Origin of the sequence: Brevibacterium sediminis (assembly GCF_013623905.1) — a bacterium.
Lineage (GTDB): Bacteria > Actinomycetota > Actinomycetes > Actinomycetales > Brevibacteriaceae > Brevibacterium > Brevibacterium sediminis.
Map to the genome: position 1 here is coordinate 228,317 of NZ_JABKDD010000002.1, position 23,326 is coordinate 251,642.

A 23,326-nucleotide genomic window follows, 5' to 3' on the forward strand; every position below is an offset into this window, starting at 1 on the left:
GTCGGGAGCGGCGCAGAAGCCCTGCGCCGCTTTTCCGCGCCTGTGGAACCACCCCGGTTTCACCACAAGTCACATGAGGAGTACTTGTGCCGATCAGCACACAGACCACTGAGTCAGGCCCCACAGGGCCCGGCTCCACGCCCGAATCCGGGCAGAAGCCGCCGCAGAGTCCGGCAACTCGGCAGCAGAAGGCCGTCGTCCGACCCGGCGACCGCATCTTCTCGGCCGCCACGCTCATCGCCGGCATCCTGATCCTGGTGATCCTCGCCGGAGTCGCCCTGTTCCTTCTCGCACAGTCGAAGGACACCATCACCGCGCAGATCAGCGACCCCTCCCAGATCACCGGCGGCAAGGGCTTCTTCTCCTACGTCTGGCCGCTGGTCATCGGCACGCTCATCTCCGCGGCCATCGCACTGATCGTCGCGACTCCCTTCTCGCTGGGCATCGCGCTGTTCACCACCCACATGGCCCCGCGCAAGCTCGCTCCGGTGCTCGGCTACGTCATCGACCTGCTCGCCGCCATCCCCTCGGTCGTCTACGGCCTGTGGGGCATCGCTCTGGCCGGCAACCTCACCGGCTTCTACCTGTGGCTGTCGAAGTGGTTCGGCTGGATTCCGATCTTCGCTCCGGCCGCCGACGGTTCCGTGTCGCAGACGGGCCGCACACTGCTCACCGCCTCGCTCGTGCTTTCGATCATGATCCTGCCGATCATCACCTCGCTGACCCGCGAGATCTTCCTCCAGACCCCGCGCCTGCAGGAAGAGGCGGCGCTGGCGCTCGGCGCCACCCGCTGGGAGATGATCCGCATGGCCGTGCTGCCGTTCGGCAAGTCGGGAATCGTCTCGGCCACGATGCTCGGCCTCGGCCGCGCCCTCGGTGAGACCATGGCCGTGGCCATGATCCTCTCGCCCGGCGTCCTCACCGCCTCGCTCGTCGTCAGCGGCAACCAGACCATCGCCTCCGAGATCGCGCAGAACTTCCCCGAGGCCGCGGGACTGCGCCTGTCCGAGCTCATCACCGTCGGCCTCGTGCTCTTCGTCATCACCCTGCTGGTGAACATGGGAGCCCGCGCCATCGTCGCCCGCACCTCGGTGAAGGGAAGTTGAGACCAATGACCACCATGAACACCACCACCGAGGCGGCCGTGTCGAAACCGGCGAAGCTCACCTCCAAACAGCTCCCGAAGGCCACCCCGTGGATCGTCGCCGTCGCCTCGATCCTCGTGGCGATCGTCATCAGCTTCATCGCCTTCGGCGGCTTCAACATCCCCGTCGTGGCCGTCCTCGCCGGCCTCATCAACGCGATCGCCGTGTTCGCGGTCTCCGCGTCCTACGAAGGCCGCCGCAAGGCCGTCGACCGGATCGCGACCACCATCGTCACCTCGACGTTCGTCCTCGCATGCGTTCCCCTCATCTCGCTGCTGTGGCTGACCGTGTCCAAGGGCGGGGCCGCCATCAGCGGTGACCTGCTCACCCGCACCATGCTCGGCATGAAGGGCGTCCTCGATCAGCAGTACGTCGCCGGTGAGGCCACTCTGGCCGGCGGCTTCTACCACGCCATCGTCGGCACCGTGCTCATCACACTCGCCGCCTGCGTGATCTCGATTCCGATCGGCGTCCTCACCGCCATCTACCTCGTCGAATACTCGAACAAGAACCGCCTGGGCAAGGCGATCACCTTCCTCGTCGACGTGATGACCGGTATTCCCTCGATCGTCGCCGGTCTCTTCGCCTTCGCACTGTTCTCCACGATTGCCAACGTGCTCCTGCCCGGCGCGGCCGGAATCGCGAAGACCGGCTTCACCGCGGCCGTGGCGCTGTCGGTGCTGATGATCCCGATCGTCGTGCGCAATACGGAGGAGATCCTCCGCTTGGTGCCGATGGACCTGCGCGAGGCTTCCTACGCACTCGGCGTGCCGAAGTGGAAGACGATCGTGAAGATCGTTCTGCCCACCTCGGTGTCGGGAATCCTCTCCGGTGTCACCATCGCCATCGCCCGCGTCATCGGTGAGACGGCACCCATCATGGTCACCGCCGGGTTCGCCAAGACGCTCAACTGGAACCTCTTCTCCGGTTGGATGTCGACGCTGCCGACGTTCATCTACGACTCGCAGCTGCGCCCGGTCTCGCCGGGAGCCGCCGCCCTGGCCAGCTCGGAACGCGCCTGGGCCGCAGCCCTTGTGCTCGTCGCCCTCGTCATGGTGCTCAACCTGCTCGCCCGCATCATCGCGAAGGTGCTCGCACCGAAGGCCGGACGCTGACCGGCGACTGCCCACAGACCTCCAGACTCACCCATTTCCACGGATAGGAAACACAATGTCCAAGCAGATCGACATCAAGGATCTCGACATCTTCTACGGCGACTTCCGCGCCGTCGACGGAGTGCAGATGCAGATCAAGCCGCGCTCCGTCACCGCCTTCATCGGGCCCTCCGGCTGCGGCAAGTCCACGGTGCTGCGCACGCTGAACCGCATGCACGAAGTCATCCCCGGCGCCAGCGTCTCCGGTGAGGTCCTCATGGACGGCAATGACATCTACGGCGCCGGCGTCGACCCGGTCAACGTCCGCCGCGAGGTGGGCATGGTCTTCCAGCGGGCGAACCCGTTCCCGACGATGAGCATCAAGGAGAACGTGCTCGCCGGTGTGCGCCTGAACAACAAGCGCCTGTCGAAGACCGAGGCCGACGATCTCACCGAACGTGCCCTGCGCGGCGCGAACCTCTGGAACGAGGTCAAGGACCGCCTCAACCTGCCCGGTTCGGGTCTCTCCGGCGGTCAGCAGCAGCGTCTGTGCATCGCCCGCGCAATCGCCGTCGAACCCGAGGTCCTGCTCATGGACGAGCCGTGCTCGGCTCTCGACCCGATTTCGACCCTGGCGATCGAGGACCTCATCAACGACCTCAAGGACAAGTACACGGTCGTCATCGTCACGCACAACATGCAGCAGGCCGCTCGTGTGTCCGACAAGACCGCGTTCTTCAACATCGCCGGCACCGGCAAGCCCGGAAAGCTCATCGAGTTCAACGAGACCTCGACGATCTTCTCGAACCCGGACAAGGAAGAGACCGAGAACTACATCTCCGGTCGCTTCGGATGATTTGAAGGCTCGCCCAAACGGCGGGCGCCCCTCGGGGCGGGTGCCGTCTCGGCGGCGCATGCCTCTATAATCGGCGGCGCATGCCTCTATAAGTGGTCGTTCTGGTCACGCTCTGCTCAGCGGAACGTGACCAGAACGACCACTTTGCGTTGGCAGGTCCGCCGGACGCGACTTCGGGCGGTAGGGCACTCGCGCAGAGTCGCCTCGGGGATCGCGCAGGGCGCTGGCAGGTCGGTCGTCACGTCACCCTGAACGCGCGCAGTGAGTTGCCTCCGCAGACGACCTCATGGTCTTCCCGACAACACATCGGCGATATATCGTTACATATCGTCAGGGCAGTGAACTTCGTGCAATCAGCGGGGTACTGCGGTGTCATCAGACCAGGGAGGTCATCATGAACGAGCCATTCACCCACGGAAGCTCCCATCACCGAGGCGGCGACCGGGGCAGCGCTAGCATCTGGGAGGCGTTCGAGCAGCTGCGCTCATCCTTCGCCCCCAAACAGCCTGCCCGCATGAACCGCGGTGACGTCCGTGCCGGAATCCTCTCGCTGCTGGCAGAGGCCCCGATGCACGGATACCAGATCATCCAGGAGATCGAGGAACGCAGCGGCGGCAGCTGGAAGCCCAGCCCCGGGTCGGTCTATCCGACGCTGCAGCTGCTCACGGACGAGGGTCTCATCAATGCGGAGCCGTCGAGCGGACGCAAGACCTATTCCCTCACCGAGGCGGGACGCGAGCACGTCGAGGCCGACTCCGATTCCGCCGCCCCGTGGGAATCGGTCGGCAGGAGAGAGACTCCGCGCGCGGCCACACTGGCCAAGGCCGGGGTCGAGTTGGCACAGGCCGCCGCTCAGGTCGGACGTTCGGGCAGCAAGGAGCAGGTCGCAGAGGCGGTCACCGAGCTGGAAGAGACCAAACGCAGGCTGTATTCGATCCTCGCTCGGGACTGAGCGATGTCGACGGGAGCCGAACAGAGAAACGTGAGTCCGGATGAGCTCGGCCGAGAAGCCGGTGAGCACAGCGGAGCAGACACTGTCGGCCCTGGCCAGGGTCTTCCCGACCGGAAGCGAGCGCTGCGGTCCCGGTCGTCCCGGATCCTGCGCTTTGCCGCGGCCCAGATGGCCATGGCCTGGTGGTTCGAGCTCGTCCTGCCTCGCATCGGTCTGGGTCGCCTGGCCGCCCGACGACGAGTGGAGCGCTGGCAGTCGACCGCCAGGAAGTTCAGGGCGCTGGCGATCGATCTCGGCGGGCTGATGATCAAGGTGGGCCAGTTCCTCTCCTCCCGCATGGATGTCCTCCCGCCCGAGGTCGCCGCAGAGCTGGCAGACCTGCAGGACGAAGTATCGCCGGTTCCCTTCGACGGGATCAGGCCCCTCGCCGAGGCGCAGCTGGGTATGCGACTCACCACCGCCTTCGCCACTTTCGACCCCCGACCGCTGGCCGCGGCATCACTGGGCCAGGCTCATTCGGCCACCCTGACTCCGGATGTGGCCGCCGAGCTCGGATTCACCGAGGTGGTCGTCAAGGTCCAGCGCCCCGGCATCGCCGACGTCGTCGAGGTGGATCTGCGAACACTGCGCCGGATCGCAGGGTGGCTCTCCCGCGTCGGGTTCATCGCCAGCCGGGTCGATATGCCGGGGCTGGTCGAGGAGTTCGCCCATGTCAGCCTCGAGGAGATCGACTACCTCCACGAGGCGGCGAATGCGGAACAGTTCACCACCGAAGCCGCACGCTTCGCGGACGATGCCGAGCGTTCGGCATCGGGTTCGCCCGGTCCGACGCAGGCCCCGCGAATCGTCTGGGGGCAGACCACGACCCAGGTTCTCACCATGGAGGATGTCTCGGCGATCAAGATCAACGATGTCGCGGCGCTGCGCCGGGCAGGGATCGATCCACGCGAGGTGGCTTCGGCGTTCGCGCACACGATGTTCGATCAGCTCTTCCGCGGCGGCTTCTTCCACGCCGATCCCCATCCCGGCAACATCTTCGTCACTCCCGACCGAACTGGAGCGGTCGAACGCTCGGGTGTCTCTCCGGCGTCCGAGCACATGGGTGGCTCACCGCCGACAGGGGAAACGCACACCTCGACCGGGCATCCCGCCTCGGCGGGGGTCGGCTGGCACCTGACCTTCGTCGACTTCGGAATGATGGGCCACGTTCCTGAGGATCTGCGCTCGGGGCTGCGTGAACTCATCATCGCCGTGGCCACCAGGGATTCCCACCGCCTGGTCACGAGCGTCGAACTCATCGGGGTGCTGCTCGACGGCGCGGACACCGCGGAGCTCGAACGCGCACTGACCGAGCTCTTCTCCCGGTTCGGCGGGATGGGATTCGCTCAGCTGCGCGAGGTCGACGAAAAGGAGCTGCGGGCCTTCTCCAGGGACTTCGAATCGGTGGTCCGCGACCTTCCGGTCCAATTGCCGGAGAACCTCTTCCTCATCATCCGTGCGCTCGCCATGGTCTCTGGTCTGTGCAGCTCACTCGATCCCCGGTTCAACATCTGGGAGGTCGTCGAACCCTATGCACGCGGCCTCATCAGCGACTCACCGGGAGGAGTCGCCGGCTCGGCGACGAAGGAGGCGCTCAACCTCGTGCGTCTGACCCTGAGCCTGCCCGGACGCCTCGACGCACTGGTCACGAAGGTCGAAGACGGCGAGCTCACGGTGTCGACGCCGAAGCTCGATCGTCGGGTGGAAGGGCTCGAACAGCTGGCGCGCGGCGTGATCTCGGCCGTTCTATTCACCGGCTTCGTCATCGGCGGGTCGATCCTGCTGCCGGTGATGACGGTTGGCGGCGTTCTGCTGCTCATCGCCTCGGCACCCGCGCTTCTCCACGCCCTGGTCACTCTGCTGCGACACCGACGGGCAGACCGGCGGAACCGTCGTAGGTGAGGAGTCGGCGGAACCGTCGCAGACGAGGGAGCGGCGACAAGCTGTTCGAGGACGACGCGGCGTTGCCTCCTAGCCGGCCGCTGGTTCGTCGCGGGGAGCACGGAAGGCCGAGGCGAAATCGACCAGCAGGGATTCGTCGCCGTCGACCGTGATCGCCCCTTCCTCTCGTGCGGCTTCGGCTGCGCCATCGGCAAGCAGGTCGCGCAGCCCGGGACCTTCGATCCTCAGGTCAGCTTCTGCCTGGGCCCCTTCCGCAGCCTCCACACCGCGCTCGCTCACGGTCGCATGAGCCGTCGCGGGGCCGGCAGTGATTTCGACTGTGAAGGGTCGGACTCGGGCGTCGGTGCGCGCGGTCAGCAAAGCCGCGGCCAGAGAGGAGTCCGTCGGAACCTCGCCCTCGCGGGGCTCAGCCATCCGCCGTGCACCCCAGCGGCCGAGCTCAATGAGCACCGGACTAAGATCCGAACCGTAGTCGCTGAGGCGGTAGACGACGTTGCGTCCGTCGATGCCGCGCTCGATGATCTCGGCGGCCTCAAGTTCGCGCAACCGCGTGGTCAGCAGGTTCGAGGGGATGCCGGGATTTCCCTGTCGAAGCTCGTTGAAGCGCTTCGGACCGACGAGGAGGTCGCGGAGGATGATGAGCGACCACCGTTCCCCCAGCACCTCGGCTGCCCGAGCCAGACCGCAGAATTGTCCGTACGACTTCATGGTTGACAGCATAGCAATATCAGTTCACTATTGAAACCATAGTTCACTTTCTGAACTTTCTGGGCTGCGGAACCACAGCCCTCAGGAAACGCAACGGCCCGCACGACAACTCGATGAGGAGATCACCATGTCCCGCACTGTCATCGCCGCACTGTTCCAGTCACTCGACGGGATCGCATCCGATCCGTTCAACTTCCAATTCGATTCCTTCGACCAGGAGATGGGCGAGTGGATGACCACGGCCATCGGCGGCGTCGACGACTGCCTCCTCGGCCGTGTCACCTATCAGGAGTGGGAGGGCTACTGGCCGAACCACACAAAAGGCGAGGACGCACCGTTCGCCGACTTCATCAACTCGACTCCCAAGCACATCGCCTCGACAACGCTGTCGCAGGCCGATCTCAGCTGGGAGAACTCGACTCTCATCCAGGGCGAGCTCGTCGACTTCGTCCGCGAGCTCAAAGCCGGCGACGGCGGCAAGATCGCTGTCGAGGGATCGATGTCGATCGTCCGTCAGCTCGTCGAAGCGAACCTCGTCGACGAGCTGACGGTGGCCATCCACCCGGTCGTCGCCGGCAGCGGACGGTCCCTCTTCGAGGGTGGAACGACGACTCGCTTGGAGCTCAAGGACGTGCAGCGGACCAGCAAGGGCAACCTGCTGGCCACCTACGGGCCGTTCCCCGGCTGATCCAGCGGGTGGATCCACCTCGAGATCGTCAGCTTATTCGAGGTGGATCCGCCCGCAGGAGACATCGAAGATTCGAAAAGACAGCTCAGACATCGCCGGACGCACCCGCCTCGGCAGCCAGCCGACGTTCCCGGTAGGCGAAGGTCGCCCAGCCGAGCGCCACGGCCCAGAGCGGGAAGAGCAGCGTCGGCCCGATCGTCACCCACCAGCTGTCGGCGAAGATTTCGGGGGTCCCCGAGAAGATTGTGCGCACCAGGCCGACTCCGCCGGTGAAGATCGCCAGCGACACGATCGTCGCGGGAATCGTCGCCAGAGTGATCGGCACTCGCTTTCCGCCCAGAGGACCAAGCCATGTTGGCAGCCGCTCTCCCCATCTCTGGATGAGACCGAGGGTGAGCAGGATTCCACCGATGGCGGCCAAGGCGAGCGCGAGTCCCGAATGCCAGAGTCCGACACGCTGGCCTTCGTCGTAGAGACCTTCACTCAGGCCGAAGGGAATTCCCACGGCCCAGAGGACCCGCGTCAGGGCATAGAAGCCCGGCACGATGACCGCCACGACGACGGCGATCTTCGCGCTTGCGGTGACCGACGTCGATCTCCCCACGCGTCCGGTACCGTCAACGTCTGCACGCCTGTGACCGGCGGCGGAATCCTCAACATGAACGGTCTCGGTCGAATGACGATGACTGTCCTCGTGAATCCGACGACTGGTCTTCTCCGCACCGGCCCACACGATGATCCACAACAGCGGACCAAGCAGCATGACTCCCTGCCAGATCACCGGAGCCGGGATTGGTGGGAACTGCAGGCTGAGCGCATAGCCGAGGTAGGCCAGCAGCAAGGTGTCGGTGAGCATGACCGTGACCACGGCGGCGAAGGCCAGAACGACAACCCCGAGAACGCGTGCCCCGCCTCTGTCGAAAAGCCGCTGCCGCAGGCGGGTCGCGGTGAGCAGGGCCGCCGAGCCGACAAAGCTGAGCAGGGAGACGGAGCCGATGATGAGACCCGCGAACGGTCCCGGGAGTGCGGCGATCATCGACGTGAACGTCCACTCCTCGGATCCGGCCAGGGGTGAGGCGACGATCCCCAACCCCCAGAGGACCGACATGACGAGAAGGAAGAGCGACCACGCCGAGGCGGCGGCCAGTCCTGCGCGAACGGTGAGATCGGATTGTGGTGACGGATGGTTGACTATATGAGTGAGCTGTTTCTGTGTCATGACTCCAGGCTCGTCCCCGAAGGCCCGCCGGGGGCTCCCCCACAAGGGTGAATCCGGTTCCCGAGAGGGTGAATGCACACTGGGCGGGTGAACGGCCCTCCCGCCTGCTCACTTTGGGGTCAGGTCTCGACGAACCCCGATTCGAAAGCCTTGATCACCGCTTGTGTCCTGTCACGGGCACCGAGCTTCGACAGCAGCGAACTGACATAGGTCTTCACCGTCTCCGCCCCGAGGAACATCTCCCCGGCGATCTCGGCGTTGCTCATTCCTCTCGACATGAGGGTGAGGACTTCCTGTTCCCGCCTGCTCAGCCCAGCAGAACTCACCACATCGACAGCTCGGTGAGACCGTGCTGCCATGTCCCGGATCTTCTGCGGATAGAGCAGCGCATCTCCCCCGGCCACGATATGCACCGCCCGGACGAGTTCGGACGGCTGAGCGCGTTTGAGGACGAAGCCGTCAGCGCCCACGCGCAGAGCTTCGAAGACGTAGTCATCGCTGTCGAAGGTCGTGAGGATGAGCACCCGAGGCGGCTCCTGCCTGCTCATAAGCAGCCGCGTTGCCTCCAATCCGTCGAGGTGGGGCATGTGCACATCCATCACCACGACATCAGGATCCAGCCGAGTCACCAGATCGAGTGCTTCCGTCCCGTCATCGCCCTCCCCGACGACCTCGAGTCCCGGGTCGGAGTCGATGATCGCGGCCAGACCCGCACGCACGAGAGGCTCGTCATCGATGAGGATCACCGAAATGGTCATGGCATCTGTCCCTCCGAATACGGCAGTCTCACCTGCAGAATCCATTGTCCGTTCTCGATTCCCCAGTCGGCGCTCCCACCGAACAGAGCAGCCCTCTCACCGATGCCGACGAGTCCGCGTGACTGCCTCGCCGAGGCGGCCGCCCCCTTCGCACCGGCAATCCCCTTCGCATCGCCCGCCGCTTTCGCGTCAGCCGCCGCCTTCCCCTCGGCCCGTCCCTTCTCCGATGAGCCGAGCACCGGGCCGGTGGCCGCGCCGGCATTGCGCGTGACCACTTGTACGCAGTCGGCGCCGATGTCGACGGCCACATCGAGGCCGGGCGTCGTTGCGTGCCGCAGCGAGTTCGTCACCGCCTCGCGCACGATCCGGTGGAGTTCGTGGACCACGGTCGGCGGCAGTCCGGTGGCATCCCCGCTGACCGTCAGTCGGGTGGGGTGCCCGATCGCACGGGCTTCCTCGGCCAATCGGGTGATATCGAGCATTGCTCGCCGAGGCGGCCCCGCACTTCCGCTGTCACCGTCCCCCGCGAGCTCTCCGCCCTCCACTGCTTCGCTCTCGGCGCCATCGAGGGCATCGGCACCATCGATGGCATCAGCAACGCCAAGGGCGTCGGCGTCGCCTGCGGTGCTTTCATCGCTGACTGCGCCGTCGGCCTCCGCACGCAGCAGGGCGAGGACATGGTCCAACTCGGCCACCGCCTCACGGCTGGTGCGAGCGATCTCGTCGACGGCCGCCTCGGCGAGTATCTGATCCTGGTGCAGGGCACGTTTGGCCACAGCTGCCTGCATCATCGTCACGGTCAGGGCATGACCGATCGAGTCGTGGACTTCGCGGGCGAGGACGGTGCGACGGAACCGACGGACTCGCTCGGCCCCGGCGAGCTCAGCCCGGTCAGCGGCCGAGGGGCCGAGCAGGATCTGTGCGTAGTGAGGCAGGAAGTAGCCTTCGGCGATGATCGTGGCCGTGAGGAGAAGCAGGATCACGGGTGCGAGGATCTGCACGAGCCCGGCGGACAGGACGACGACGGACTCGGCACCGGTGCCGGCCGACGGATCGGCATTTCCGGCCGGCGATCCAGCAGTCGCCCCGGCTGGGGAGCCCGCAATGCCGAGGAGTCCGTTCGACAGTTCCGAGGCCTGCTGTGGGTCCGCAACCATCAGGAGCACGGAAGGAAGGACCACGACGACCGTGATCAGGAGCAGGGCACCGGCGAAGGCGTGGCCGAAGTAGAACAGGGCACCGCGGAGGCGATCGGACCAGGTCGGCCGCCTCGGCGGGATGGGGATGGACAGTTCGAGGAGCTGCTCGGCCAGGGTCCGTTCGAGTGCGCGGATGACGGCAAGGAACGCGGGTATGCACAACAGCACGAAGACGACGGCGCTGAAGGCGAGCATGCTGAACGCCAGAGACCGGTCGCTGACCTCGTTCCACGCGGAGACGGCCCAGATGATGACCGCAATATAGGGCACGGCGATGACCCCGCCGATCAGAAGGACCAGCAGTCTGCGCCACAGCTTCGCCGCCCAAGCTCCCATTGCCACCAGACTACAGCGGCGGGCCGACATGAGACGGCGGCCGGAAAGTTTCGCCCGTCGGCCATCCGAATCGGCATCTGCTCCGAATCACCGATACCAGCTATCTTTGGGAAAGGATCGTCATGAATATCTCGATGTCGTCACAGTCGCCCGCCGCTGCACGCGGTGCGCGTTCGCAGGTGCAGATGGTCTCCGGGCTCTTCGGCGCAGTGTTCCTGCTCGTGGGGATCCTCGGCTTCGTCCCGGGCATCACCGCGAATCTCGGCTCGATCAGCTTCGCCGGACACCACACCGACGCTGCACTGCTCGGCCTCTTCCAGGTCACGGTGCTCCACAACATCGTCCACCTGCTCTTCGGAGTCGTCGGGATGCTCGGACTCCGCTCACGTGCGCTGGCGAAGAACTACCTCGTCGTCGGCGGAATCATCTATGCGGTGCTGTGGATCTACGGAATGGTGATTCCGATGGAGTCGATGGGCAACTTCGTCGGGCTCAACACCGCCGACAACTGGCTGCACTTTGTCCTCGCCGCGGCCATGATCACCACCGGCTTCGTATTCGGGCGGAAGCCTCGGGGCTGATTGGTCGGCACCGATGTCAGCGATTTCGTCAGAGCCGAGCCCGGGCGCCTCGCGCTCCCGGGCTCGGCTCCGGCGTCAGCGAACAGCAGGAACCGGGTGGCCTGTCAGAGCCCGACGGAGGCCTTGACGATCCACCCGAGCACCACGGCCAACAGCGCGGCGGCCGGGATCGTCAGGAGCCAGACGGCGAACATCGGCACGAAGTACCGGGCTCTGGCGTGGCCCTTGCGCCCGGCGTATTGGGTGCCGAGGATCGATGAGCCGAGGACGAAGGTCAGCGACACCGGAACCCGCATGATCAGAGCTGCGGTGTACATGAGGATCGTGGCCGCGCCATCGGCGATGGAGGATTTGAGGGGATCGAGGCGGACCATGCGCACGGAAAGTGTCTGGACCACTCGCCACCCGCTCAATCCGGTGCCCAGAGCCAGAGCCGCGGCGATGAGGAGGCGCACCGGCCAAGAGATGTCGACCACGGAGAGGACATCGTGCTGCTGCGTGTCGACGGCGAGAATGGCGACCATGACGAGGGCCGCGATCTTCTGCGCGTCCTGGACCCCGTGGACAAGCGACAGGGCCGCCGTGAGCACGGAGTCGACCATGCGCGCACCCCGGAAAAGCGGCTTGGGCGGAGTGGAGGCGAGCGACTTCGACAGGATGAGCGTGAGCACCCACGCGAGAATGAACCCGAGGATCGGTGAGAGCACCAGCGGCCACACCACTGAGTCCATCGCTTCACCGGTGTTGACGGAGAAGCCGAACACGATTCCCGCGCCGAGCAGACCGCCGATGAGACAGTGGGTCGACGACACAGGCAGCGCGAGATAGTAGGTGAACAGGCTCCACGTCGTCGCTGCGACGAAGGCGATCAGCAAGGTGGTCAGGATGAGGTCTGTCGAACCGGAGAAGAGCACGATCTGGTTGGCCACGACGATGGCGATTCCCTCACCGAGGAGCGCACCGATGAAGTTGAAGATGACGGCCAGGCTGAGCGCCCAGCCGGGTCGCATCGCTCGCCCGACGACCGCGTTGCCGACGGTCAGTGCGGCATCGTGGAATCCGTTCGAGCCGGCGAAGATCACCGCGGCGATGACGACTGCCGCCAAGAGCAGCTCCACGGACTACGACTCCTTGATCGCGATGGCTGCGACGACCTTGCCGAGTTCGGTGAACCCGTGGGCGGCCCGGACGAAGGCCTGCCCGAGTTGGGACACGGCCGCCATATACGTCAGTCCCCGTTTGGAGTTCGGCACCGCGTCCGACATCCGCCACTGCAGGCTCTCGACTTGGTAGGTCAGTCGGTTGATCGCGTCGACGTAGTCCCACTGGTCGAGCTTGCCCGGCAGTCGGGTGATCATCCGCGAGGTGTGGTCCGTCTGATTCGACAGCACGGCCAGGGTCTCGGGGACGCCGGAGGGCAGCGGGTCGAAGGCTCCGGAGGCGAGTACGTAGCCGACTCCGTGCAGCCGGTGGCAGATATCGCGCATGTGGTGGCTGAGCAGGTAGAGGTCGTTGCGGTCGAACGGGGTGATGTAGTTCTCGCGCAGTGCGCGGAGCATCGCGCCCATGTCCTCATCGGCCCTGTCCCCGATCTCGCGGAGGCGGTCGGCGACGTCGCGGCGTTCGCTGATTTCGATTCCGGAGAGTTCGGCGAGCACCAGGTTGCACTGCCGCATCTGTGAGACGAGATCGGACAGCCGCTCATAGAACACCTTGTCCTGCGGTACCCGCTTGAGCCGCATGCGCTCCTCCTGCCCGGGGCCCGGACAAGCCGGACGAATATGCATGATGCCTCAATGATATGTGCCGGACGCTGAACCGAGAGCGCCTCTCGGCGGAAGGCCGCTCGAAGCGGCTGAATTTGGAGCCCGGGGCTTCAGCGATCCAGCGTCCGGTGGCCCGAAGGCCACCCCCTACGATACTCGTTCATGCTCATGAATCCACCGCCGAGGCGGCTCTTCGTCCGTTGAGAATCTCACAGTCGATGTCGTGGTCGGGCGGGAATATCCGGTCCCTACGGGGACCACGCTCATTCGGTCGGGCGGGGCCGCCTCGGCGAGGGGATTGCCGGCGAGCTGAGGATCAGTCGAGGCCGCCTCGGCGATGGGCGACCGCGGCGTCGGACAGGTCTTGGGAGAGCTGGCGCAGGCGGACGGCGGTGTCGTGGTCGTCGGCGCCTGCCGCGCAGATGCCGACGAAGGCGGAGGCGCGCAGCAGCGCAATGACGACGTCACCGCGGAAGGCGCCGACGAGGATCTCGTCGATGGCGTGGGCCACTTCGTCGGGTCCGGCGGGCAGTTCGACGCCGGCGAGGATCTCGTCGTAGCCGATGCCCTCGGTGACGCGGCGTTGGCCGTCGGAGAACATCTCGGCGAGTTCGCGAGGTGCGGACTTGATCCATTGGCGCAGGGCGTAGAGGCGCCACAGTGCGCCGGGTGCGGAGACGGCGGGAGCGGCTGACCACATCTCGGCGATGATCTCGAAGCCGATGTCATCGGCGAGTTCGACGAAGCGCCTGGTGGCAGCCTCGTCGCGGTTTCCCTCTGCATCGCCGAGCAGCAGTGCCGCGGTGGCGTGCGAGGTCTCCGAACGGGCGACGGGATCGTCGACGGCACCGACGGAGTCGAGGTCGGCCAGGGGAACGGGACGGTGGAATGCGCGCTGTGACATGGTCAGGGCAGTTTAGTCCCTGTCAGGGTGCGCGGACTAGGACGTGGAGCACATTCGGGCTTTCGCCGCACGGTCAGGTTCTGCTCCCGGGACTCACAACGGACGCTATTAAACTTGGGTCTGATTCGTGACTGCGACCGGCAGTCGCGAGTGACCGAAACGAGGAGGAACTCTCGTGGCAAAATCATCAGTGGCGAAGAAGGGTCTCGACAAGGCTGCGAAGTTGGCAGTCAATGACGATGGGACCCTCAATCCCCGCGCCCAGTCGATGTTGTCGCGTCTGCTGTCCGTGCAGCGGCCCGTCGCCCTGGCTTATGTGCGCAGTCTGCGCCGCCGGCATCCGGACGCGACCCCCGAAGAGCTCATCACGATCATTCGCCGGCACTATCTGACCCTGACGACCTCGGGCGGAGCCGCGGTCGGTGCGACCGCCGCCGTTCCGGGGTTGGGCACGACGGCCGCGCTGGGTGTCGCCAGCGTCGAGACCGCTGGCTTCCTGGAAGGCACTGCACTGTTTGCGCAGGCCATCGCAGAGATCCACGGACTGCCGGTGGCCGATGCCAAGCGGGCGAACGCCCTGGTGCTCGGCCTCATGCTGGGCAAGGACGGGAAGAACCTCATCCAGAAGTTCGGCAAGCAGAACGGCGGCGTGGAGTCGATGTTCGGCAGCTGGGGCGCCACCGTGACCAAGCAGCTTCCGGCCCCGCTGGTCGATCTGCTCGTGCGCAAGCTGCGCAAGACCTTCATCCGCAAGTTCGCCGCCCGTGCTGGCGGATCGCTGGTCGGTCGGCTGCTGCCCTTCGGCGTCGGCGCTGTCATCGGTGCCGTGGTGAATGCGCAGATGGCGCGGAAGGTCGCTGGGGAATCGAAGGAGGCCTTCGGTGCTGCGCCGACGGTCTTCCCCATCGAGACCGACCCCGAGTACGTTGCGCCGAAGAAGGATCGGAAGCTGCTCGCGGGCCTGAGCAATATCCGTGCCCTGCTCGGGAAGGTCAAGAAGAACAAGGCCATCGAGTCCGACGTCATCGAGCCCACGGATCCCGAGGATCTCGAGGCCCCGGACGGTCTGCCTCGTACGTACACCGCTGAGGATCGGCGCGGACTGGAGAAGTGAGCCGCGGAGCTTCGTCGGGAGGAAGTCGACGGACTCCCTCCCGACGGCGGTTCCTGGTTTGAGTAATTCGGGCGCGAACCTCTACTATTGGTTCGTCTCCATCATGCGTCAGCAGGCCTGTGTACTGCGCTTGTGATGGGGCGGGGCCTCTAGCTCAGTTGGTAGAGCAGCGGACTTTTAATCCGCGGGTCGTGGGTTCGATCCCCACGGGGCCCACCTAGCCTGACCAGGCATGATACATGGCACCCCCGAAGCTGCGAGCTTCGGGGGTGCATCATTTTCAGCAGATTTTCAGCAGACGATTCAGTTCTCCCACCGACCGCGGACGGTCGAGAAGGGTTGTACCGGAACTGGCACAGGATGTTGCCTGACGAACACCCCCTGCGGGCCGGCAACCGCATAGAGTCGGAGTCATCGACCGGTCAGCAGCGAGAAGGATACGCACAATGAGTTCGAACTACCGCGCCCAAGCTGGGCTTGCCGTCAACGGCCCTGGTCCTTGGCGCAACCGCAGTCCGCTGACCCCGGCACCATTGGTTCGGCGCTGGTGGGCGAGGGTCCTCGACGCGATCTTCGTCCTCTTCTGCACCGGTACGGTCGTCGGTGTCGCCATTGCCCTCGCCGGGATCAAAGTCATCTCGCTCGATGCTGCTACTGGAGTTGCTCTCGCCAGCTATCCATTGATGGCACTGGTGTTCGGAGCCCTCTACGGCTGCACCGTCTCCCCCGGCCAGGCGCTGTGCGGAGTCGTCACGCTCAAGCACAGCGGCAGACGCGTCGGATTCTGGAGGGGCACGACGCGCTATCTGGCGATCGCGTTCTTCCCGATCACGGTCGTTCTCCTCATCTGGACGATCTTCGACGCACCGACGCTGGACCTGGATCCGATCGACGTCTATTACCGCAGGGCTCCACAAGTCTGGTAGATCCGGCTCTCGGGTACGGATCACCGTCGTCGCGCGATGATGAGTCCGCGGAACGCTCCTTGGTTGGCAGCGACCTCGGCATTGGGCATTGACGTCGCAGCACCTGACCTGCGTGCGGCGATGAGCGCGTCGTCTTCACCGACGAGAGTGTCAGTGAAGTACCTGTCGACCGCCTGCCACTCGTCGGCGGCCGGGTAGCGGTTAGCCGGTGCGGAGGGCTCGCTTTCGCTCATGCCTTCATTCTTGCGCATCGGTCGGCAGTGCTCCCCGCGAGTGCTGACTCGGTCCGCACCTCACCCCGAGGCCAGAGTCTGTGTCCCGACGACGCCGAGCAGCTCCAAACGACCCGCTGTCTCGGTGCCTTCGAGAGGCAAGAAGACAAGCAGCGAGATGTCATCGTCGGGAGTGAGAAGCACTTCGCACCGGAAATCGAGTCGACCGACGTCCTTGTGGGCGATCGCTTTGATGTCGGAATGGCGAACCGCGACGTCGTGCCGCTCCCACAGTCCGGCGAACTCCTCGCTGATGTCGATGAGGTCGGCGATGAACTCCCGCACGCGCCGGTCACCCGACCGCTTGGCGTATGTCGCCCGCAGATCGCTCACATGTGTCGCCGAGATCCTGTCCCAGTCCTCTTCGGGCATCGGCCGTGACTCCGGGTCCTCGAACCACTTCCAGATCAGATTCCTCTCACGTCCCGGCTCCTCCGGCAGATCGCCGAACAGAGCACGACCTATCGGGTTCCGCCAGACGACCTCGCCGAGGTCGGTGACAATGACGGCCGGCACATCGACGAGCCGATTCGCCACGGCGATGAGCCCGGGCCGGATATGCCCGTCCGAACTGCGCGGCGGGACCGGGTGTCCTGCGAGATGCAGCAGGTGATCGCGCTGGTCCCGGTCGCACTGCAGCGCACGGGCGACGGCGCTGACGACTCCGGCCGACGGCGTCGCTCCTCTGCCCTGTTCGAGGCGGGAGTAGTAGTCGACGGAGACGCCCGCGAGCATCGCCACTTCCTCACGTCTGAGTCCCGGCGTGCGCCGGCGAACCGTGGTGCCCACACCGACGTCTTCGGGTCGCAGGCTCTCGCGGCGACGGCGGAGGAAATCGGCGAGGCCCGAACGATCAGTCATCGCCCCATTATCTGCCTGCTGCCCGACAGTAGCCAGGGACAACTTGTCCCTGGATCGACAGAGCATTCTCACCGGCGCTCAATGCGAGCAGGCTCATTGACATGACTATTGAAAACAACTCGCAGACCATCGACCATCGCCGACTGGGCACCGCAGGACCCATCGCCACATCGCCCGGCCTCGGCGCAATGAGTATGTCCGGTGCCTACGGCCCGACCTCTGACGCTGAGGGAATCGCCGCCATCCACACCTACCTCGACGCCGGAGGCACCCTCATCGACACCGGCGATTTCTACGGAGCAGGCCACAACGAGATGCTCATCGGCCGTGCGCTGAGCCAGCGCAGCCGTGACGACGTCATCCTCTCGGTCAAGTTCGGGGCAGTGCTCTCACCTGACGGATCTTTCATCGGCTTCGACTCGCGCCCCGATGCAATCCGAAACTCCCTTGCCTACTCGCTGCGACGTCTCGGCGCAGATCATGTCGACGTCTACCGGCCGGCACGCCTTGACCCGAATATCCCTATCGAAGAGACCGTGGGGGCTATCGCCGAACTCGTCGAGGCCGGGTACGTCCGGTCGATCGGATTGAGCGAGGTCAGTGCGGATTCGATCCGCAGGGCGGCAACGGTCGCTCCGATCAGCGACCTGCAGATCGAGTACTCACTGCTCACCCGTTCCATCGAGTCCAATGGGATCCTGGCCGCCTGCCGCGAGCTCGGAATCGGCATCACTGCTTACGGGGCGCTGGCGAAGGGACTGTTCGCGGGCAAGACCGGCGGGAATCGAGCGATGTTCCCCCGCTTCCAAGGGGAGAACCTCGAACACAACGAAACGATCATATCGGCATTGGGTTCGGTCGCCTCGGCGAAGGGGATCACGCTGCCCCAGCTGGCGATCGCCTGGGTCGCAGCACAGGGTGAGGACATCGTCCCCGTCGTCGGTTCGCGCACCGTCCAGCAGGTACGAGCGACACTGAGCAGCACCGAGGTGGAGCTGAGTTCAGTTGATCTCGCAGAGATCGACGAGGTCCTCTCCAGAACCGAGGTACGTGGCGATCGCTACCCGAGTGCGCTTATGGCGCAGCTGGACAGCGAACGCTGATCAGCTCAGGCGTGTCACTCGATCGAGCGACCGCCGAAGACCTGCTGCAGCGGGATCGAATTGTCCTGCCACGGAGTGAGGATCCACGCGACGAGGTAAGCGCCGATTCCGAGTACGGGGAGGAGGAACGAGGCGAGGACGATGAGCCGCATGATCCAGACGTTGATGCCGGTCACCTCGGCGAGGCCCCCGGCAATACCGCCGAGGATGCGGTCGGGACCGCGACGGAAACCGATTCTGCGGATGGAGTCGAATAGTGAGTTCATGTCTTCGACTCTACGGATCTGCCGTCACCGCGGCACTAGTGCTGACCGTCGAGGCCGATTGAGGAAAACCGGAATCCGCGCCGATCCAATAACGCCGCTTCGGCGGTCCGTCACTGTTTTCGCGCACGTCCTCGAGGACTCCCCCGCACCGTTCGATCACACTTGCCGAGGCGATGTTCGTGTCATCGCACGTGACGAGCACGCTCTCGACTCCGGCCGATCGCAGACGTTCGACCGAGCGGGACAGGATCTGCTGGGCGTATCCTCGGCGACGGAATTCCGGGGCGACCGCATATCCGACGTGCCCGCCGAGATCGAACAGGAAGTCGTTGAGTTTGTATCGGATGGAGGTGCGACCCACGGGTCGCCCGTCCACCTCGGCAACGAGGAATTCCGCGCGTACTCGGCCCTGCGGGAGATCGATTCCCCGAGCCTCGCGCTCGTGGGTGGCGATGATGTCGTCCCACGTGCCCTCGGCTTGGAGGAATGCGAAGTCGTCGGCCCGCAGCTGCTCATGGAAGTCCCTCATCACCGTTTCATCGGCGGGATTCAAGGGTCGCAGTTGGAGGATCTGGCTCATCGTGCTCCTTCGAATGCCGGTTCCTCGCGTCGTGCGAAATCCGGGGCGTGTTCGGCAGTGACGCCGACGCCGAGGATGCGCGCCGGGATGCGGGTGAGTGCGGGGAAGGTCCTCAGCAGCCATTCCAACGGCGCCGGCGGGCGGATGGGCCGGTGCCCGTGAACGGCGGGTTCGACCATCCGATGGATGCCCGCCTGCAGGAGTTCGACGGCACGAGTGGTCGGGAGTCGTCTCAGCTGCAGTCGCCGCAGCTCGGCGGTCCCCACCGACCCGGCACGCAGCGGCTCGGCGAGAATCCGGGCGACGGCGATTCCGTCCTGCACCGCGAGGTTGACTCCGACCCCGCCGAGCGGACTCATCGCGTGTGCGGAATCGCCGATGCACAGCAGGCCGTCGACGAACCACTGCTCGGCCTCATTGCGGCGGACGTCGAGAAGCTTCACGTCATCGAAGTCGATCCGGCCGACGTCCGCGGCGAGTTGCGGATAGGTCTCCGCGACGGCATCACGCAACTCATCGATTCCCTCGGCGCGCAATCGCGCGTCCGCGCCTTTCGGGATGAGGCGGGCGATCTGCACGTGCCCGTCGCGCGGAATGGCGACGAAGACCTTTCCGTTCCCACCTCGTGGGGCCACGGAATCGGGCAGCACCGCCTCGGTGTCGATGCGGAACCACCACACATCGATCGTCGACGGCAGTTCCCTCACGGACAACCCTGCCTCGGCGCGCGCCTTCGACCATCTGCCGTCGGCGGCGATGACAAGTGGTGCGCGGAGTTCGAGGGTGGCCGGGGTGGGAACGTCGGTGGCGGGTTCAGCACGTTTCCCGTGGGGAACGTCGGTATCTTCGGACTGTGGGGCCGCCTCGGCGACGGTCGAATTCCGGGCACGGAGACCGACCACACGGTCTCCGTCCCAGATCAACGAGGCGGCCTCGACGCCCATCCGCAGGTCGAAGTTCGAGTCGTTCTCGCCCGCTTTTGCGAGCAGGTTGAGGAAGTCCCACTGGGGCGCGATCGTCATGAACGGATGGGGCAGGTTGAGCCGCGTGAAATCGGCGAGCAGAATGTCCTGGCCGCCTCGCCCGGTCAGGGTCACTCCTTCTACGCGGCGATGAGCAATGCGGGCGAACTCGTGGTAAAGGCCGAGTTCGTCGAGCAGTCGCAGAGTGGACGGGTGGATGGTGTCACCGCGGAAGTCGCGGAAGAAATCCTCGTGCTTCTCGAGCACCACGACCTTCACTCCGCCACGGGCGAGCAGCAGGCCGGCCACGATTCCAGCAGGCCCGCCTCCGCCGATGATGCAGTCGAAATGCTCGGTGTCGGTGCGGGCAGTGTGTGGGGTGTCGGTGTCGGTGCGGGCAGTGTGTGGGGTGTCGGTGTCGGCCATGACACTCTCCTCGGCTCGACGGCACCGCGGCTCCGGGAACCGGCGGCACCGTTGACTCTGTGAACGCTGGGGCTCAGTTCCCAGCGTAGACCTCGCACCGGGCGACGGAAATAGGGTATGCGCTCCGGCCAGCCGACCGACCGCCTCGGCGACGGAGGTGACAACTGGTTCAAAGTGCAGGAGAGGAGCCTGAAATCCGGGCACTCACACTTTGAACCAGTTGATTTGCCGGCACCTGGTCAGTTGGAGCGTCCGCCGGCCATCTTCTCGGTGACGTCGAAGCGTTCGCGGTAGCGGCCGGTGAGCAGGCACCACTGCGAGTACAGCGCGGTCGAGGAATTGAATACGAGCAGCGTGAGCGGATAGAGCAGCCACTGCAGCCACATCGTCACGCGGCGTTCGCGCGGGACGTGGATCGGCCGAGGGGGCAGCAGCGCGTTGAACACGATGATGGAGACGATGAGTCCGATCATGCCGATCTGCTGAATGATGCCCACGGTCATCGGCATGCGCTCGACCAACGAGGATGCCTGCCCCGTCTGCGTGGCCACGACGAAGGGGATCCACCCGCCGATGGCGATGATGATCGAGATCGAGGCGAGACTGACGTGCCCTTCGAGCAGGGAGAAGAACCGGAGCACTCCCGGCCAGAACGGTACGCGGGCTCCTGGGGCGAAGACGCGCACTCCGACATAGGGCACGTCGGAGGCACCGTACGACCAGCGGCTGAGCTGTTTGAACTGGGCGACCATCGTGGCCTTGAACGTTCCTGCCTGCACAGCGTCCTGGAAGATCGGGACGTGGATGGGTACGACCCGGTAGTCCCCGTCGAAGTGGAACCAGCTGCGCCAGTACTGGTGACCGTCCTCGACGATGGTCCGCTTCGACCAGAAGCCCATGTCGACCAGAGCGGTCAGCGGCTGCGCGTGGGAGGCGAAGTTGCGCAGTGCGAGCCTGCGGACAGTGGTCGTGAGATTCCAGAAGCAGTTCGCGCTGGCGACTACTCGCGATGGTGCGGGCACGTCCCAGATGTTCGTGATGTAGAGACTGATCGGCTGGAACGACAGACGCTCCCGGTCCGGCGCGGTCGCATATTCGTAGGCGACACAGTCGAAGTAGGACTCGTGCGGGATGTTGTCGCAGTCGAGGCTCGTGACGATCACCAGGCGTGGGTCGATGGCCTCGTCACGGACCCATTCGGCCAGGTGGTATCCGGCGTACGTGATGTTCGCTCCCTTGCCGGCGATCTCGTCGGGCAATCCGGCCGGATGTTCGACGAGGACGAAGGCCCCGAAGCGGTGGCCGTACTCGGCTTCGAGCCGCCGAGCTGTCTCGGCCATTGCGGGGCCGCCGCGTTCCTCATGAGCGAAGAAGACGAGGAGCTGTTCGGGCTTCGTCGAGGTGTGCAGCAGGGTGCGGATGGTGTCGGCGATGACTGGGTAGGGCTCGTTGTACGCGGCCACGACGACCGCGTGGCGCAGGGTCGATGGACGCATGATCGAGGTCGGATCGGCGCTGACTTTCGCGACGAGGGCGGCGTGGTCGGCAGCACGGAATCCACCCCGAGGATGCGCCAGGGAAGGGCGACCGTCCAGGGCCCGCTCGAGGTCGGTCAGGCGTGCCGCCCAGTCGACGCGAGCGCTGCGTCGGTAGCGAAGGAACCCGCGGGCGACGTCGATCGCCCCGAGCATCGCCCGGACGAACATCAGCCCGACGATCGAGAGCACATAGACCGCTCCGAGCATCGCGTCGACGAACGGGAGGACGAACACGAGCCCGACCGCGGTGAAGCTGATCGCCGCCGGCAGGGCTTCGAAGAATCGGTACAGCCGGGTACGCGGGCCCATCGGCAGCTCGAGGCCGGAGGGCGGTGGTGCCGTCGGCTCGAACGAGAAGGCTCCCCTGCCGGAGCTCCGAGGACCGGGTGGTGACGGCCGGAGCGGTTGAGGAAGTGGGTGGCCCGAGGTTGGCGATTCGACGGAGGTGACTGGTTCGCGGTTCGCTCTCACTCTCTCGATCCTGGGTGCCCCGGCTGGACAGCTGTTTGTCGGCAGATGCAGGTCAGGTGAATATTTCGTGCCGACGACCGGGGCTCCAGCATGTGCTGTGAATGGTCGTTGGCCAGGAGAATGATCGGCACTCGGGGGTAGAGTCGCTTCATGACATTTGCAGTCCGCCCCGCAGTCATTGCCGACGTCGCCGGAATGGCGCGCGTCCACGTCGACACCTGGAGTGAGACCTACCGCGGGATCATGCCCGACGAACTCCTCGATGCTCCGGACCTCGTCGATCGACGCCGACAGATGTGGACGCAGATCCTCGACGAGGCTGCTCCGTCGAAGTACACCTGCGCCGTCGCCGAATCCGATGGCCGGATCGTCGGCATTGCAATGTGCGGACCGCCGGAAACCGACGGAAGCGTCGAAGACCGGCATCTCTACGTTCTCTACGCCTATCGAGCCATGCACGGCACGGGCGTCGGCCAGGATCTCTTCGACGCCGTCGTCGATCCGTCCGTGACGACGGCGCTATGGGTGGCGGATCCGAATCCCCGCGCGCAGGCGTTCTATTCGAAGAACGGGTTCGTCCCCGACGGCACGGTCAAGACCGACGAGTACGACGGGGTGCGCGAGGTGCGGATGGTGCGGCAGGCCAGGGGCGACTGACGC

At 65.4% G+C, this 23,326-nt stretch carries 24 protein-coding genes and 1 tRNA gene; 12 read left to right on the forward strand and 13 right to left on the reverse strand.

Annotated features, from left to right (window positions below; genetic code table 11):
• The first annotated feature begins 215 nt into the window (after positions 1 to 215).
• From pstC to HK108_RS05510, 5 genes are all read left to right on the forward strand, one after another.
• A complete protein-coding gene (gene pstC, locus HK108_RS05490) occupies positions 216 to 1,106 on the forward strand; it encodes a phosphate ABC transporter permease subunit PstC (RefSeq protein WP_101544086.1) in 891 nt (296 codons plus the stop codon).
• 14 nt (positions 1,107 to 1,120) lie between these two features.
• Positions 1,121 to 2,260, forward strand: a complete 1,140-nt coding sequence (gene pstA / locus HK108_RS05495) for a phosphate ABC transporter permease PstA (protein ID WP_139468090.1) — start codon at positions 1,121 to 1,123, stop codon at positions 2,258 to 2,260.
• Between the two features lie 55 nt (positions 2,261 to 2,315).
• Positions 2,316 to 3,095 carry a phosphate ABC transporter ATP-binding protein PstB gene (gene pstB, locus HK108_RS05500; RefSeq protein ID WP_101543804.1) on the forward strand — a complete coding sequence of 260 codons (780 nt, stop codon included), beginning with the start codon at positions 2,316 to 2,318 and terminating at the stop codon, positions 3,093 to 3,095.
• Positions 3,096 to 3,489: 394 nt separating this feature from the next.
• Complete coding sequence (locus tag HK108_RS05505) at positions 3,490 to 4,047, forward strand: PadR family transcriptional regulator (protein ID WP_139468088.1); 558 nt, start codon at positions 3,490 to 3,492, stop codon at positions 4,045 to 4,047.
• Between the two features lie 168 nt (positions 4,048 to 4,215).
• The gene (locus HK108_RS05510) at positions 4,216 to 5,988 is read left to right on the forward strand and encodes an ABC1 kinase family protein (RefSeq protein ID WP_229663994.1); all 1,773 of its coding nucleotides are present in this window, start codon (positions 4,216 to 4,218) and stop codon (positions 5,986 to 5,988) included.
• 69 nt (positions 5,989 to 6,057) lie between these two features.
• Here the strand turns inward: HK108_RS05510 and HK108_RS05515 are convergent, their stop codons facing one another.
• The gene (locus HK108_RS05515) at positions 6,058 to 6,696 is read right to left on the reverse strand and encodes a winged helix-turn-helix transcriptional regulator (protein ID WP_139468086.1); all 639 of its coding nucleotides are present in this window, start codon (positions 6,694 to 6,696) and stop codon (positions 6,058 to 6,060) included.
• A 127-nt stretch (positions 6,697 to 6,823) separates the two neighbouring features.
• On the opposite strand from HK108_RS05515, the gene HK108_RS05520 reads away from it, so the two are divergent.
• Entirely contained in the window at positions 6,824 to 7,384 is a 561-nt protein-coding gene (locus HK108_RS05520; RefSeq protein ID WP_139468085.1) for a dihydrofolate reductase family protein, read from the forward strand.
• A gap of 85 nt (positions 7,385 to 7,469) precedes the next feature.
• Here the strand turns inward: HK108_RS05520 and HK108_RS05525 are convergent, their stop codons facing one another.
• The 3 genes from HK108_RS05525 to HK108_RS05535 all read right to left on the reverse strand — a co-directional run bounded on the left by HK108_RS05525 (position 7,470) and on the right by HK108_RS05535 (position 10,896).
• On the reverse strand, positions 7,470 to 8,603 hold the full coding sequence (locus tag HK108_RS05525) for a hypothetical protein (protein WP_139468084.1): 1,134 nt from the start codon (positions 8,601 to 8,603) through the stop codon (positions 7,470 to 7,472).
• A 119-nt stretch (positions 8,604 to 8,722) separates the two neighbouring features.
• Positions 8,723 to 9,361 carry a response regulator transcription factor gene (locus tag HK108_RS05530; RefSeq protein WP_181270783.1) on the reverse strand — a complete coding sequence of 213 codons (639 nt, stop codon included), beginning with the start codon at positions 9,359 to 9,361 and terminating at the stop codon, positions 8,723 to 8,725.
• Positions 9,358 to 10,896 carry a sensor histidine kinase gene (locus tag HK108_RS05535; RefSeq protein WP_181270784.1) on the reverse strand — a complete coding sequence of 513 codons (1,539 nt, stop codon included), beginning with the start codon at positions 10,894 to 10,896 and terminating at the stop codon, positions 9,358 to 9,360. The genes HK108_RS05530 and HK108_RS05535 overlap by 4 nt, the downstream gene beginning before the upstream one ends.
• Before the next feature lie 122 nt (positions 10,897 to 11,018).
• Between HK108_RS05535 and HK108_RS05540 the strand changes: the two genes are divergently transcribed.
• Positions 11,019 to 11,477 carry a DUF4383 domain-containing protein gene (locus tag HK108_RS05540; RefSeq protein ID WP_229663967.1) on the forward strand — a complete coding sequence of 153 codons (459 nt, stop codon included), beginning with the start codon at positions 11,019 to 11,021 and terminating at the stop codon, positions 11,475 to 11,477.
• 104 nt (positions 11,478 to 11,581) lie between these two features.
• On the opposite strand, the gene HK108_RS05545 is transcribed toward HK108_RS05540, so the two are convergent.
• The 3 genes from HK108_RS05545 to HK108_RS05555 all read right to left on the reverse strand — a co-directional run bounded on the left by HK108_RS05545 (position 11,582) and on the right by HK108_RS05555 (position 14,147).
• Positions 11,582 to 12,595 carry an inorganic phosphate transporter gene (locus HK108_RS05545; RefSeq protein WP_181270785.1) on the reverse strand — a complete coding sequence of 338 codons (1,014 nt, stop codon included), beginning with the start codon at positions 12,593 to 12,595 and terminating at the stop codon, positions 11,582 to 11,584.
• A 3-nt stretch (positions 12,596 to 12,598) separates the two neighbouring features.
• Positions 12,599 to 13,219 (reverse strand): DUF47 domain-containing protein, encoded by a 621-nt coding sequence (locus tag HK108_RS05550; protein ID WP_101543807.1) that lies wholly within the window; start codon positions 13,217 to 13,219, stop codon positions 12,599 to 12,601.
• Between the two features lie 340 nt (positions 13,220 to 13,559).
• Positions 13,560 to 14,147: a hypothetical protein gene (locus HK108_RS05555; protein ID WP_229663966.1), complete on the reverse strand. Its 588-nt coding sequence runs from the start codon at positions 14,145 to 14,147 to the stop codon at positions 13,560 to 13,562.
• 175 nt (positions 14,148 to 14,322) lie between these two features.
• Here HK108_RS05555 and HK108_RS05560 point away from each other — a divergent pair, with 175 nt between their 5' ends.
• From HK108_RS05560 to HK108_RS05570, 3 genes are all read left to right on the forward strand, one after another.
• Positions 14,323 to 15,261, forward strand: coding sequence for a hypothetical protein (locus HK108_RS05560; protein WP_172171595.1), 939 nt, complete (start codon positions 14,323 to 14,325; stop codon positions 15,259 to 15,261).
• Positions 15,262 to 15,404: 143 nt separating this feature from the next.
• Positions 15,405 to 15,477 (forward strand) — tRNA-Lys (locus tag HK108_RS05565).
• 230 nt (positions 15,478 to 15,707) lie between these two features.
• Positions 15,708 to 16,187, forward strand: coding sequence for an RDD family protein (locus HK108_RS05570; RefSeq protein ID WP_181270786.1), 480 nt, complete (start codon positions 15,708 to 15,710; stop codon positions 16,185 to 16,187).
• Positions 16,188 to 16,207: 20 nt separating this feature from the next.
• Here HK108_RS05570 and HK108_RS05575 read toward each other — a convergent pair whose 3' ends face one another.
• On the reverse strand, positions 16,208 to 16,420 hold the full coding sequence (locus HK108_RS05575; protein ID WP_181270787.1) for a hypothetical protein: 213 nt from the start codon (positions 16,418 to 16,420) through the stop codon (positions 16,208 to 16,210).
• A gap of 60 nt (positions 16,421 to 16,480) precedes the next feature.
• Positions 16,481 to 17,320, reverse strand: coding sequence for a helix-turn-helix transcriptional regulator (locus HK108_RS05580; protein WP_181270788.1), 840 nt, complete (start codon positions 17,318 to 17,320; stop codon positions 16,481 to 16,483).
• Positions 17,321 to 17,421: 101 nt separating this feature from the next.
• Here HK108_RS05580 and HK108_RS05585 point away from each other — a divergent pair, with 101 nt between their 5' ends.
• Positions 17,422 to 18,423: an aldo/keto reductase gene (locus tag HK108_RS05585; protein ID WP_219922211.1), complete on the forward strand. Its 1,002-nt coding sequence runs from the start codon at positions 17,422 to 17,424 to the stop codon at positions 18,421 to 18,423.
• A 14-nt stretch (positions 18,424 to 18,437) separates the two neighbouring features.
• Here HK108_RS05585 and HK108_RS05590 read toward each other — a convergent pair whose 3' ends face one another.
• From HK108_RS05590 to HK108_RS05605, 4 genes are all read right to left on the reverse strand, one after another.
• A complete protein-coding gene (locus tag HK108_RS05590; protein WP_139468021.1) occupies positions 18,438 to 18,689 on the reverse strand; it encodes a PspC domain-containing protein in 252 nt (83 codons plus the stop codon).
• 10 nt (positions 18,690 to 18,699) lie between these two features.
• Complete coding sequence (locus tag HK108_RS05595; RefSeq protein ID WP_181270789.1) at positions 18,700 to 19,269, reverse strand: GNAT family N-acetyltransferase; 570 nt, start codon at positions 19,267 to 19,269, stop codon at positions 18,700 to 18,702.
• A complete protein-coding gene (locus tag HK108_RS05600) occupies positions 19,266 to 20,657 on the reverse strand; it encodes an FAD-dependent oxidoreductase (protein ID WP_181270790.1) in 1,392 nt (463 codons plus the stop codon). Before HK108_RS05600 ends, HK108_RS05595 begins: the two co-directional genes overlap by 4 nt.
• Before the next feature lie 239 nt (positions 20,658 to 20,896).
• On the reverse strand, positions 20,897 to 22,504 hold the full coding sequence (locus HK108_RS05605) for a glycosyltransferase family protein (protein ID WP_180345562.1): 1,608 nt from the start codon (positions 22,502 to 22,504) through the stop codon (positions 20,897 to 20,899).
• Between the two features lie 312 nt (positions 22,505 to 22,816).
• Between HK108_RS05605 and HK108_RS05610 the strand changes: the two genes are divergently transcribed.
• A complete protein-coding gene (locus HK108_RS05610; protein ID WP_219922212.1) occupies positions 22,817 to 23,323 on the forward strand; it encodes a GNAT family N-acetyltransferase in 507 nt (168 codons plus the stop codon).
• Positions 23,324 to 23,326 lie beyond the last annotated feature (3 nt).